This window comes from Umezawaea tangerina (assembly GCF_003002815.1).
GTDB classification, from domain to species: domain Bacteria; phylum Actinomycetota; class Actinomycetes; order Mycobacteriales; family Pseudonocardiaceae; genus Umezawaea; species Umezawaea tangerina.
In genome coordinates, this window is record NZ_PVTF01000001.1 from 963,380 (window position 1) to 975,399 (window position 12,020).

Consider the following 12,020-nt stretch of genomic DNA (forward strand, 5'->3'; position numbering starts at 1 on the left):
GCTCACGGTCGCGGCCCTTCATCGGTGGTGTCCCCATTTTGGGCCGCGAGCGCGCGTTCCGCCGCGTCAGCGGCCGCCGTGCCCGCCCGGCGGCTGGTCACCCAGCCCTCCAGGTTGCGCTGCGGGCCGCCCGAGACGGCGAGCGCGCCGGGGGGCACGTCGCGCCGGACCACGGTGCCCGCGCCGGTGTACGCGCCGTCGCCGACGGTCACCGGGGCGACGAACATGTTGTCCGAGCCGGTGCGGCAGTGGCTGCCGATGACGGTCCGGTGCTTCTTCACGCCGTCGTAGTTGACGGTGACGCTGGCCGCGCCCACGTTGCTGTGCTCGCCGACGGTGGTGTCGCCGATGTAGCTCAGGTGCGGCACCTTGCTGCCGACGCCGATGTCGGAGTTCTTGACCTCGACGAACGTGCCGATCTTGCCGGTGTCGCCGAGCTTGGTGCCGGGGCGCAGGTAGGCGAACGGGCCGACGGAGGCGTGCTCGCCGATCTCGGCCTGGCTGCCGTGGGTGCGCACGACGGAGGCGCCCGCGCCGATCACGCACGCCGACAGGGTGGTGTCCGGGCCGATGGTGGCGCCCTCGCCGACGGTCGTGCCCGCGCGCAGCTGCACGCCGGGCTCGACCAGCACGTCGCGGCCCAGCTCCACGTCGGCGTCGAGCCACGTGGTGGCCGGGTCGACGATGATCGCGCCCTCGCGCATCGCGCGCTCGACCAGGCGGCGGTTGAGCTCCGCGCCCAGCTTCGCGAGCTGGACCTTGTCGTTGACGCCCTCGACCAGCCACGGGTCGCCCGCGATGAGCGCGCCGACCCGCTTGCCGTCGCCGCGCGCGATGCCCAGCACGTCGGTCAGGTACAGCTCGCCCTGCACGTTGTCGGTGGACAGCCGCGAGAGCCCGTCGCGCAGCACGTCCGCGGCGAACGCGTAGACCCCCGAGTTGATCTCGGTGATCGCGCGCTGCTCCTCGGTGGCGTCCTTCTGCTCGACGATCGCCTGCACGGCGCCGTCGGCGGAGCGGACGATCCGGCCGTAGCCGGTGGGGTCGGGGAGCACGGACGTCAGCACGGTGACCGCGTTGCCGGAGCCGACGTGCTCGGCCAGCAGGCCGCGCAGGGTGTCGGTGTCCAGCAGCGGGACGTCGCCGTAGCTGACCAGGACGGTGCCGGTGAGGTCGGCGGGCAGCTCGGCCAGCCCGCAGCCCACGGCGTGCCCGGTGCCGTTCTGCTCCTCCTGCACGGCGACGGTGACCTTGCGGTCGAGCGCCGCGCCGAGGGCGTCCAAGTGGTCGGTGACGGCCGCGCGGCCGTGGCCGACCACGACGGCCAAGTGGTCCGGATCCGTTCCGGCCGCCGCGCGCACCGCGTGCTCCACCAACGAACGACCCGCGATCCGGTGCAGCACCTTGGGGGTCGCCGACCGCATGCGGGTGCCTTCACCCGCGGCGAGGACGATGGTGCTGACGGGGCCTGCGGAGCCGGGGGTGCTACCACCCTGGAGCATCAGCGCTCTCCCTTAGAAGCAGTTCTTCTCAGACATGCCTGCGACGGGAGGGACCTGGCTCCCGCCAGGAGTCGATACTAGGCCTCCGGCTCGGCTTCCCCCGCTACGGCGGCCACCTGGGATCCACCTTGGCGCTTCGCCACGTACATCGCGGAGTCGGCTCGGGAGAGGGCCTGGTTGGCGGTCTCGCGGGGGCGCAGCGAGATGACCCCCACCGACAGCGTCACCCCACGTGAGAGGTCCAAAGGCAGGCCCGCCACGGCATCCACGGCGCGGCCCAGCGCCGCCTGCGCCGCGCTGAGCGGCGCGCCGGGCAGGAGCACGACGAACTCGTCCCCTCCGTACCGCGCGACCATGTCGTCCCCGCGCAGCGCCTGGCGCAGTGTGCTCGCAATCACCCGCAGGACGTCGTCGCCCTCGGCGTGGGAGTACCGGTCGTTGACCACCTTGAACCCGTCGAGGTCGACCAGGGCGATCGACAGCGGGTAGGTCTGGCCGGTGATGAGGGTGGCCATCTTCTCGTCGAGCGCGCGCCGGTTGGGCAGCCCGGTGAGCGGGTCCTGCATGGCCTGCTGGGCGATGGCGCCGTGGGCCCTGGTGAGCCGTTCGTGGTCGCGCCGGGTGATCAGCGTCGACGTGCGGGCCTCCTGCATCTGCCACAGCTCGACCTCCAGGGCGGTCGCGTAGCTCTGCAGGGCGGACACCGTCTCCTCACCCGCGGTGCCGGACAGCCGCGCGAACTCGCGGACCATGCACAGCATCAGCGTCGGCTCGGAGGTGTCGTGCTCCAGCCGCTTGCGGGCGTCGCCGAGGACCTGGAGGGCCTCCTCGGTGCGGCCCTCGGTCTCCAGGCAGCGGGCCAGCGCGATGGCCACGATGATCAGCTCGCGGGCGTACATCGACAGCTCGCGCAGCGTCCACAGGCCTTCGAGGTGCTCGCTGGAGGGGGTGGCCAGCGCGTGCGCGGCGCCGATCACCGGCACCTGCTCGGCGGCCGAGCGGTCGCGGCGGCCGGGGTGCAGGGACTCGCGGAAGGGGCCCTCGACGGCCTTGGCGATGGCCGAGGCCATGTCGAAGTGGGCCTTGGCCTCCTCGAAGTTGTCGACCCGCTCGATGCGCAGGCCCCAGCCGATCTTCAGCCGGGTGCGGTTGAGCAGGTGGACGTAGATCTGGTGCGGTCCGGCGCTCTCCCGGATGGCCTCGTTGGCGCGGGCCAGGACCTCGTCGGCCAGCGCGAACACGCCGAGCTGGGTGAGCACGAGGCCGGTGCTCTGCAACGCCGAGGCGAGCAGCCGGTTCCAGGTGCGCTTGTCCAGCACCGGGTCCGGGGTGAGGCCCTCCTCCAGCATGGCCAGGCCGCGGGCGACCTCGGTGAGGGCCTTGTCCTCCATGTTGCTGAGCAGGAAGCGGCGGCCGCGCAGCGCGTGCGCCTCGGCCTCCAGCACGACCAGGCCGTGCCGCTGGGTGTGGGCGAGCATCTCGTCGAGCACGGGGTCGGACAGGTCGACCAGGCCGGGGGTCACGAGCCGGACGACGGCGGCGGCGCGCAGCAGCTGCGCCACGATGCGGGGCTCGCCCCGGCCCTGGGCCTCGGCGAGGATCTCGTCGACCTCCCCGGCGGCGTCGAGCTGGTCGGCGAGGTGGCTGCTCTGGGCGATCGCCATGAGTTCTTGCGCGCGGCCGACCAGCCAGGCGTCGGACATCTCGTGCAGCCCTGGCGACACGTTGTCCTGCTCATCGACCGCTTCGTCGTGCAGCGACCCACACCCCCATGCAACCGCAGGGTGACCGCCGGTCGGGGCCGGCGATCAGGTGACCACCGGTCGGGCCGGTGGTCCGGCGGTCGCGCCGGAAGTCCCGGCGCCACCGATCCGCTCCGCCACCAGGATTCGAACCTGGACCATCTGAACCAAAATCAGAGGTGCTGCCTTTACACCATGGCGGATCGGACGGGGCAAGCCCCGCCCGCGCGAACACATGTTGTCATGCCGGCGGCCGGCTTGGTCGCACGACCACTCAACTGGCCGCTACCGTTGAGTGATTCGATCATGACGTACCGTGTTGTGCCAGGTCAAGAGGCGCCGATTACGGTGGTCAGGAAGTCCCCGAGAGTGCGCGCGTAGGCGTCCGGATCGACATTCCACTCCGCGGTGTGGTCGGCGCCGGGCACCTCGACGTACTGCAGCGGCCACTGCAGGCGCGCCGCGGCGGCGGCGAGGTCGCGCGAGGCCTGCACCGGGACGGTCCCGTCGGCGTTGCCGTGGAAGATCAACGTCCGGGGCTTGACCGGCGGCGGGTTGGCGACCAGGTCGAACCGGTCGAAGCCGATGTCGGCCCGCCAGTCCGACACCAGTTCGGCCACCGGCACGATCGCGGTGGGCACGCCCCGGTTGGCCGCCTGGAGCTGGAGGGTCTTGGTCCAGTTCGTCACGGGCGCGTCCAGCACGACCCCGACGACGGCGCCGGCGAGCGGCGACCGGGCGAGCACCTGCCCGACGATCGCGCCGCCCATCGACCAGCCGTAGAGCAGCACGCGGGTGGCGCCCCGGCCCTGCGCGTACCTGATCGCGGCCTCGACGTCGCGCCACTCGGTGCCGCCCAGGTGGTAGAGGCCGTCGGGGGAGGCGGGCGCGCCCTCGGCGCCGTCGTTGCGGTAGGTCACCGCGAGCACCGGCAGGCCGCGCTCGTGCAGCTGCGGCATGACCCGCAGCGCCTCGGTCCGGGCACCCGCGCGGCCGTGGACGGTGATGGCCCACGTGGTCGACGTGCCGGGCACGAACCACGCGGGGGCGTCGCCGAGCTCGGTGGGGATCTTCACGTCGGTGTAGTCCAGGCCGTGCGCGGCGCGCGGGTCGGTCGTCCACACCGACGCCTGCATGCGGACCTTCGTGCCCGCGGGCGGCGCGGAGCCCTCGACCAGCGGGCGCTGGACCTTGCCTCCGGGGCGGCCCTGGACCGGGCCGACGCGGGCCGTGCCGCCCTGCCAGACCAGGCCCCAGGTGCCGGGCAGCACGGTGTCCTCGGACTCCTCCAGCAGCACGGCGGGCTTGGCCTCGTCGCCCGCGGGCCCCGCGGACGTGTCGCCGTAGCCGGGTTGGGCGTTCGCCGGTTCCAGCAGCTGGCCGCTGTAGTACCAGCCGCCGCCCAGCACCCCGCCCGCGGCCAGCAGCAGGACCACCACGACGGCGAGGGTGGTCAGGAGGGCGATCCGGCGACGGCGGCGCGGGGAGGGCTGGCGTGGTTCCACCCGCACATGATGCAGGCCTTGATCGCCGTGTGCCGCCGGGAGATCGGGGATTTCCGAGCGGTCGTCGCGATTCGGGATGACCCCTGGCCGGGCAAGGGTGCCCAACTTGCGCTTGCGCAAGTTACGGCCGCGTGGGTTCGGTTCCTCCACGACCCGAGGTGTTCGGCCGACTTCTGGCCGCTCGCGGTCCTGTCCCTCGGCGAGTCCCGGCACAACCCGCACCACGACGGCCCGACGTGCGCGCGGCACGGCGAGGGGTGCGCGTTTCGGCAGGTAGAGCGGTGCGCCTAGGGTGATCGAGGTGACTGGGCGACGGCGCAAGGGCGACTCGGAGGCGGCCCCTGCCGCCAGGGTCCGCATGACCGGCAAGGAACGGCGCGAGCAGCTGCTCGACGTCGCCCGCGCCCTGTTCGCCGAGAAGGGCTACGAGGTCACCTCCGTCGAGGAGATCGCGCACCGCGCCGGGGTGAGCAAACCCGTGGTGTACGAGCACTTCGGCGGCAAGGAGGGCATCTACGCGGTCGTGGTGGACCGCGAGATGGAGGCCCTGATGGACCAGATCGTGGGCGCGCTGTCGGGCGGTCACCCCCGCGAGCTGCTGGAGCAGGCCGCCTGCGCGCTGCTGGACTACATCGAGGGGTCGTCGGACGGGTTCCGGATCCTGGTCCGGGACTCGCCGGTGGCCTCGTCGACGGGCACGTTCTCCTCGCTGCTCAACGACATCGCGTCGCAGGTGGAGAGCATCCTGGGGACGCACTTCTCGCGGCAGGGCTACGACCGCGAGCTCGCCGCGCTCTACAGCCAGGCGCTGGTGGGGATGGTCGCCCTCACCGGGCAGTGGTGGCTGGAGGTGCGCAAGCCGAAGAAGGACGAGGTGGCCGCGCACCTGGTCAACCTGGCCTGGAAGGGCCTGTCGCACATGGACCACAAGCCGAAGCTGCGGACCCGCTAGCGGGCTGCGCGGTCAGCCGCGGGTGATCTTCAGCAGCTTGTCGTCGGTGCCGTTGGACGAGGTCACGTAGAGCGCCCCGTCCGGACCCAGCCGCGCGGCCCGCAGCCTGCCGTACTTGCCGTCCAGCTCCGCGGGCACCGACACCGAGTGCACGCCGCCCTCGGGGGTGAGCGTGAACAGCATCAGCTTCGAGCCCTTGAGGGCGGCGACGGCGAGGGTGCCGTCGAGGTCGCCCCACTGCGCGCCCGCCAGGAAGGCGGCGCCGGAGATGGCCTCGGTCGGGTCGCCGGAGACCCAGACGGCCGGGACGGCGTCGGGGAAGCGCTGGAGGTCGGTCATCGGGACGCTCTCGTCGTAGCCGGGCTTGGTGCCGCCCTGGCCGGGGTCCCAGCCGTAGTTGGCGCCGGGCTTGAGCAGGTTCAGCTCGTCGTCGATGTCGGGGCCGTGCTCGGCGGTGAAGACCTGGCCGGTCTTCGGGTTCACCGCGACGCCCTGCACGTTGCGGTGGCCGTAGGTGTAGACCCGGCTGCCGGCGATGGGGTTGTCCGGCTGGGCGGCGCCGGTCTCCAGGCTGATCCGCAGCACCTTGCCGCCGAGGCTGTCCAGGTTCTGCGCGACGGTCCCGTTGGCCGTGTCGCCGGTGCCGACCAGCAGCGAGCCGTCCTGGGCGATGGTCGGGCGGCAGCCGGAGTGCCTGCCGCTCTGGTTGACCGGGAGACCGCCCAGCAGCGGGTTCCTGATCCGCTGCGCGCTGGTGCCGTCGTCGGAGAGCTGCCAGGTGACCAGGCGGACGTCGTCCTGGGAGGTCTGGCAGGTGGTGAACCGGTGGGAGGTGAGGAAGTCCGGGTGGACCACCAGCCCCATCAGCCCTCCCTCGCCGCGCGGTTTCACGTCGGCGAGGTCGGCCTTCACGTCGGTCGCCTTGCCGTCCTTGACGAGGGTCAGCTTGCCGCCGCGCTGGGTGACGAGCACCTGCCCGCCGGGCAGGAACCCGACGTCCCAGGCGTGGCTCAGGCCGCCGACGACCTCCTGCACCTTGAGGCCCGTCGGGGCTTGCGCCCGGGAGGGCTGGGGCGACGTGGCCGCGCCCGTCGTGGTGGTGGAACACCCGGCGACCAGGGCGACGGCCAGCACTCCGACGAGTCGGTTCATGCGTCCACAATGCCGGGCTCGAGGTGTGGTCGCTGTTCGCCGTCGGGGTCCGGCGCGGCCGCGAGCAGGCCGAACGGGTCGCTGACCGGGAACGGGTCGGGGCGCCGGTGGCGCAGGGCGGACAGGACCACCCGCGGCTGGACGACCACCGCGGCGTAGCCGACCAGGACGCCGACCACCGGCAGCCACCACGGGTCCAGCCGCGGGACGAGCGGGAGCACCAGCAGCAGGGCCACCGGGACCATGGCCACGCGCCCGACGTCGCGGAGCGCGCCGGAGCGCTCCTCGGCGTCGGGCCGGGACAGGCCGGTCCTGGCCTGGCGCAGCTCGCCGCACCACGCGTCCACCCAGCGGCGGCGGTGCACGGGCACCGGGGCCGGGCCCTGCTCGTGCACCCACGCCAGCGCGGTGGCCTCGGACCCGAGGTCGAGCTCGCGCAGCACGGCGACCAGCCGCCCCACACCCGTGCCGGACGTGCGCGCCACCGCGGCGCGCAGGCTCAGCGGGTCCCGGCCCAGCGCGTAGGCGATGTCGGTCTCGGCGCGCTCCGACAGGCCCGCGTCGGCGTCGGCGAAGCGCTTGGGCAGCGCCCGGTCCTCCGGTCCGAAGCGGACCCCGGTCACGCCGCGCTCGGTGCGGGCCACCAGCCACGCCGTGTCGCCGTCCCAGGCGAACCCGGTGGCGGGCTGGGCTCCCAGGGTGGCCACGCGCAGCCCGTCCAGCAGCACCTTGGCGTTCTCCGGCGAGGGCCCGAGCAGGAACGTGCCGTTCTCGGTCGGGACGAGCCTGCGGGGTCTGGCCGACCGACCGAAGAGCAGCTCCCTCAGTTCCCCCGGTGCCTCCGACACCCACACGGCGATCCGCACGCGTTCTCCCCCCAAGATCCGGATGCGGGGAATCTACTCAGGCCGAGGCACCCAGGTGGGTGATCAGGTCGACCGGCAGCGGGTACGGGCGCTCGACCGGCAGCCGCGCGGTGGCGGCGTCCAGCGAGCCCGCGCGGACCAGTGCGCGGACCTCGTGGGCCAACGGCGTCACGTCGGTCAGGCCGGTGACCCACTCCTCGACGTACCGGGCGCTGGTCGCCCCGGCGAGCCCGAGCTGGAGCGAGCGGTGCGGCAGCGGGTTGTGGTGCAGGTCGCGCTCCGGGTCCCACTGGACGCGGACCTCCGGCTTCACCGCGGTGGCGTCGTGGCTCAGGACGGCGGCGCGCAGCGCGGACTCGAACCCCGATCGGGTGATGCGCACGGCCAGCACCCGCTCCTGGCCCTCCTTCGTCCCCCAGCCGCAGCGGTACATCATCCACAGGAACGACGGTTTGACCCACGTCATCCGGCCAGGTCGGAACGGGGGCACGAACGTGCCCGCCGCCAGCGCGGGCCCGGCGATCGCGGGGGAGTAGGCCTGGTAGACGGTGATGTGCCGATCGTCGTAGTCGGCCCTGACCTCTTTGTCCTTCACCACACCAGCCTCCCGGTGCGCGCAACCGGGTTACGCTGGACACCGAGAACCCCTCCCTGGAGCGATCGGTCCCGGGCAGGGGTCTGTCCGCGTTTCACGCACAGGAGCTCCGAAATGCCCCAGCTCGGCCCGTTGTCCGGCCTGCTGACCACCGTCCTGTCCGACAAGGCGCTGCGCGCGCTGGTCGACGCCGCGGGCGACCCGTCGCTCGAGCTCGAAGGCCCGCCCGCCGCCAGGCCGCTGGTCACCGCGGCGCTCGCCTCCGACCAGGGCGCCGACCGCACGGTGCTGGTGGTGACCGCGACCGGGCGCGAGGCCGACGACCTGACGGCGGAGCTGCGCGACCTGATCGGGCCGGACGCGGTCGTGCACTTCCCGTCGTGGGAGACGCTGCCGCACGAACGGCTGTCGCCGCGCGCGGACACCGTGGGCGCGCGGTTGCAGATCCTGCGCAGGCTGGCGCACCCCGAGGAGCACCCGGCCGGGGCGCTGAAGGTCGTGGTGACGACCGTGCGGTCGCTGATCCAGCCGATGGCGCCGGGGCTGGGCGAGCTGAAGCCGGTGCACCTGGAGGTGGGCGTCGAGCTGGACTTCGCCGAGCTCGTCGGGCGGCTGGTGGACGTGGCCTACGCGCGGGTCGACATGGTCGAGAAGCGCGGCGAGTTCGCGGTGCGCGGTGGCATCCTCGACGTGTTCCCGCCGACCGCCGAGCACCCGCTGCGGGTGGAGTTCTGGGGCGACGAGGTCAGCGAGATCCGGCCGTTCTCGGTGGCCGACCAGCGGTCGCTGCCGACCGAGGTGCGGGAGTTCACCGCGCCGCCGTGCCGCGAGATGCTGCTGACCGACGGCGTGAAGGCCCGCGCGGCCGCGCTGGCGGAGGAGCACCAGGGCGACGCGCACCTGGTGGAGATGCTCGACAAGATCGTCGACGGCATCCCGTCGGAGGGCATGGAGGCGCTGATCCCGGCGCTGTGCGAGGGCGAGCTGCAGATGCTCACCGACATCGTCCCGGACGGCACCCAGGTGCTGCTGGCCGATCCGGAGAAGATCCGCGCCCGCGCCCAGGACCTGGTGCGCACCGGCCAGGAGTTCCTGGAGGCGTCCTGGATGGCCGCCGCGGGCGGCGGCAAGGCGCCGATCGACCTCGGGGCCTCGGCCTACCGGAGCCTGGCCGAGGCGGCCGACGCCGCGCGCGCCAAGGGACGCCCGTGGTGGACGCTGAGCCAGCTCACCACCGAGGGCGAGGACGTGCTGCGCCTGGACCTCAAGCACGTCGAGGCCTACCAGGGCGACGTCGAACGGGCCTTCGGCGACCTGCGCGCGCACGTCGCGACCGGCGGCACGGCGGTGCTCGTCGTGCCCGGCTCCGGCACCGCGCAGCGCGCCGCCGAGCAGCTCCGCGAGGCCGACGTGGCGTCCGCGCTGGCCGAGGACGGGCTCGTCGGCCCGCCGAAGGCCGGTGTCGTCACGGTCGTGCGCGGCACGCTCGAAAGCGGGTTCTCCCTCCCCGAGCTGGCGCTCGTGGTGCTCACCGAGACCGACCTCACCGGCGGCCGCGGCGGGACGTCCACGAAGGACATGCGCCGGATGCCGTCGAAGCGGCGCAACAGCGTCGACCCGCTGGCGCTGCGGGCGGGCGACTACGTCGTGCACGAGCAGCACGGCATCGGCAAGTACGTGGAGATGGTGCAGCGCACCGTGGCGGGCGCGACCCGCGAGTACCTGGTCCTGGAGTACGGCTCCAGCAAACGGGGCCAGCCGGGCGACCGGCTGTTCGTGCCCACCGACCAGCTCGACGACATCTCCCGCTACGTCGGCGGCGAGCTGCCGACGCTGAACAAGCTCGGCGGGTCGGACTGGAAGAACACGAAGACCAAGGCGCGCAAGGCGGTCAAGCAGATCGCGGCCGAGCTGGTGCAGCTCTACGCGGCCCGCCAGTCCGCGCCCGGCCACGCGTTCGCCCCGGACACCCCGTGGCAGCGCGAGCTGGAGGACGCGTTCCCGTTCACCGAGACCGTCGACCAGATGGCGGCGATCGACGAGGTCAAGGCCGACATGGAGCGCTCGGTCCCGATGGACCGGGTGATCTGCGGCGACGTCGGCTACGGCAAGACCGAGATCGCGGTGCGCGCGGCGTTCAAGGCGGTGCAGGACGGCAAGCAGGTCGTGGTGCTGGTGCCCACGACCCTGCTGGCCCAGCAGCACCTCAACACCTTCGCCGAGCGCATGCGCGCGTTCCCCGTGACGGTGAAGGGGCTCTCCCGGTTCACCGACGCCCTGGAGGCCGAGCAGACCGTCGCGGGCCTGGAGGACGGCTCGGTCGACGTCGTCATCGGCACGCACCGGCTGCTGCAGAAGGGCTTGCGGTACAAGGACCTCGGCCTGGTGATCGTGGACGAGGAGCAGCGCTTCGGCGTCGAGCACAAGGAGCACATCAAGGCGCTCCGCACGCACGTCGACGTGCTGACCATGTCCGCCACGCCCATCCCGCGCACGCTGGAGATGAGCCTCGCGGGCATCCGCGAGATGTCCACGATCCTGACCCCGCCCGAGGAGCGCCACCCGATCCTCACCTACGTCGGCGGCTACGACGACAAGCAGGTCGGCGCGGCGATCCGGCGCGAGCTGCTGCGCGACGGCCAGGTGTTCTACGTGCACAACCGGGTCTCCTCCATCGAACGGGCCGCGCGCAAGATCCGCGAGCTGGTGCCGGAGGCGCGGGTCGTGACGGCGCACGGCCAGATGAACGAGGACAAGCTCGAGAAGATCATCGAGGGCTTCTGGGAGAACGAGTACGACGTCCTGGTCTGCACGACGATCGTCGAGACCGGCCTGGACATCTCCAACGCCAACACGCTGATCGTCGAGCGCGGCGACATGCTCGGCCTCTCCCAGCTGCACCAGCTGCGCGGCCGCGTCGGCCGCGGGCGCGACCGCGGGTACGCCTACTTCCTGTACCCGCCGGAGTCGCCGCTCACCGAGACCGCGCACGACCGGCTCGCCACGATCGCGCAGAACACCGAGCTGGGCGCGGGCATGGCGGTCGCGATGAAGGACCTGGAGATCCGCGGCGCGGGCAACATCCTCGGCGCGGAGCAGTCCGGCCACATCGCCGGAGTCGGCTTCGACCTGTACATCCGGCTGGTCGGCGAGGCCGTGGAGGCGTTCCGCAAGCACGCGGGCGCAGAGTCCGAGCTGGACGAGGAGCTGGCCGACGTCCGGATCGACCTGCCGGTCGACGCGCACATCCCGCACGACTACGTGCCGGGGGAGCGGCTGCGCCTGGAGGCCTACCGCAAGATCGCCGCGGCGGGCGACGCCGACGCGCTCACCGCCGTGCTCGACGAGCTCAAGGACCGCTACGGCGCGCCGCCGCTGCCGGTCGAGCGGCTGCTCGCGGTGGCCGTGCTCCGGCAGCTGTGCCGGGAGCACGGCGTGACCGAGGTGTCCGCGCAGGGCAGCACGATCCGGTTCGCGCCGCTGGAGCTGATGGACTCCCAGCTCGTCCGGCTGCGCAGGCTGCACCCGAAGGCGGTCTACAAGGAGGTCGCGCGCACGGTGTCCGTGCCGCGGCCCACCGAAGGCGCCGCGGGCGGCCGGATGGGGGCCCCGCAGCTGCGCGACCAGGAGCTTCTCGACTGGTGCGGGCACTTCCTCCGGTCGTTGTCGGGTAGCGCTGTGAGGGCGGCCACTGGCGCGTGAGAAG

8 protein-coding genes, 1 tRNA gene and 1 pseudogene are annotated in these 12,020 nt (G+C 72.9%); 3 read left to right on the top strand and 7 right to left on the bottom strand.

The annotated features are described in order from the left end of the window. Positions 1-2 precede the first annotated feature (2 nt). The 4 genes from glmU to CLV43_RS04605 all read right to left on the bottom strand — a co-directional run bounded on the left by glmU (position 3) and on the right by CLV43_RS04605 (position 4,749). The gene (glmU, locus tag CLV43_RS04590; RefSeq protein ID WP_106185634.1) at positions 3-1,502 is read right to left on the bottom strand and encodes a bifunctional UDP-N-acetylglucosamine diphosphorylase/glucosamine-1-phosphate N-acetyltransferase GlmU; all 1,500 of its coding nucleotides are present in this window, start codon (positions 1,500-1,502) and stop codon (positions 3-5) included. 77 nt (positions 1,503-1,579) lie between these two features. Further along, on the bottom strand, positions 1,580-3,226 hold the full coding sequence (locus CLV43_RS04595; protein WP_245886118.1) for a GGDEF domain-containing protein: 1,647 nt from the start codon (positions 3,224-3,226) through the stop codon (positions 1,580-1,582). Between the two features lie 150 nt (positions 3,227-3,376). Next, positions 3,377-3,447, bottom strand: a tRNA-Gln gene (locus CLV43_RS04600). A 126-nt stretch (positions 3,448-3,573) separates the two neighbouring features. Next, positions 3,574-4,749: an alpha/beta hydrolase family protein gene (locus CLV43_RS04605; protein WP_106186022.1), complete on the bottom strand. Its 1,176-nt coding sequence runs from the start codon at positions 4,747-4,749 to the stop codon at positions 3,574-3,576. 162 nt (positions 4,750-4,911) lie between these two features. Here CLV43_RS04605 and CLV43_RS50420 point away from each other — a divergent pair. Both CLV43_RS50420 and CLV43_RS04615 read left to right on the top strand, forming a co-directional pair. After that, positions 4,912-5,001, top strand: a pseudogene (locus CLV43_RS50420) (acyl-CoA desaturase); the annotation flags it as partial. A 106-nt stretch (positions 5,002-5,107) separates the two neighbouring features. Next, the gene (locus CLV43_RS04615; protein ID WP_106186023.1) at positions 5,108-5,701 is read left to right on the top strand and encodes a TetR/AcrR family transcriptional regulator; all 594 of its coding nucleotides are present in this window, start codon (positions 5,108-5,110) and stop codon (positions 5,699-5,701) included. A gap of 12 nt (positions 5,702-5,713) precedes the next feature. Here CLV43_RS04615 and CLV43_RS04620 read toward each other — a convergent pair whose 3' ends face one another. The 3 genes from CLV43_RS04620 to CLV43_RS04630 are packed head-to-tail and all read right to left on the bottom strand — an operon-like array spanning position 5,714 to position 8,314. Then, complete coding sequence (locus tag CLV43_RS04620; protein WP_106185636.1) at positions 5,714-6,853, bottom strand: PQQ-dependent sugar dehydrogenase; 1,140 nt, start codon at positions 6,851-6,853, stop codon at positions 5,714-5,716. Beyond that, entirely contained in the window at positions 6,850-7,719 is an 870-nt protein-coding gene (locus tag CLV43_RS04625; protein ID WP_106185637.1) for a hypothetical protein, read from the bottom strand. Before CLV43_RS04625 ends, CLV43_RS04620 begins: the two co-directional genes overlap by 4 nt. 37 nt (positions 7,720-7,756) lie before the next feature. Next, complete coding sequence (locus CLV43_RS04630) at positions 7,757-8,314, bottom strand: DUF4291 domain-containing protein (protein WP_106186024.1); 558 nt, start codon at positions 8,312-8,314, stop codon at positions 7,757-7,759. A gap of 114 nt (positions 8,315-8,428) precedes the next feature. Here CLV43_RS04630 and mfd point away from each other — a divergent pair, with 114 nt between their 5' ends. Further along, positions 8,429-12,016 (top strand): transcription-repair coupling factor, encoded by a 3,588-nt coding sequence (mfd, locus tag CLV43_RS04635; protein ID WP_170155681.1) that lies wholly within the window; start codon positions 8,429-8,431, stop codon positions 12,014-12,016. Positions 12,017-12,020: the final 4 nt, after the last annotated feature.

Excerpts from the sequence above, each read along its gene's own strand:
- glmU (WP_106185634.1), bottom strand. The coding sequence starts at position 1,502 with ATGCTCCAGGGTGGTAGCACCCCCGGCTCCGCAGGCCCCGTCAGCACC.
- CLV43_RS04615 (WP_106186023.1), top strand. The coding sequence starts at position 5,108 with ATGACCGGCAAGGAACGGCGCGAGCAGCTGCTCGACGTCGCCCGCGCC.
- CLV43_RS04620 (WP_106185636.1), bottom strand. The coding sequence starts at position 6,853 with ATGAACCGACTCGTCGGAGTGCTGGCCGTCGCCCTGGTCGCCGGGTGT.
- mfd (WP_170155681.1), top strand. The coding sequence starts at position 8,429 with ATGCCCCAGCTCGGCCCGTTGTCCGGCCTGCTGACCACCGTCCTGTCC.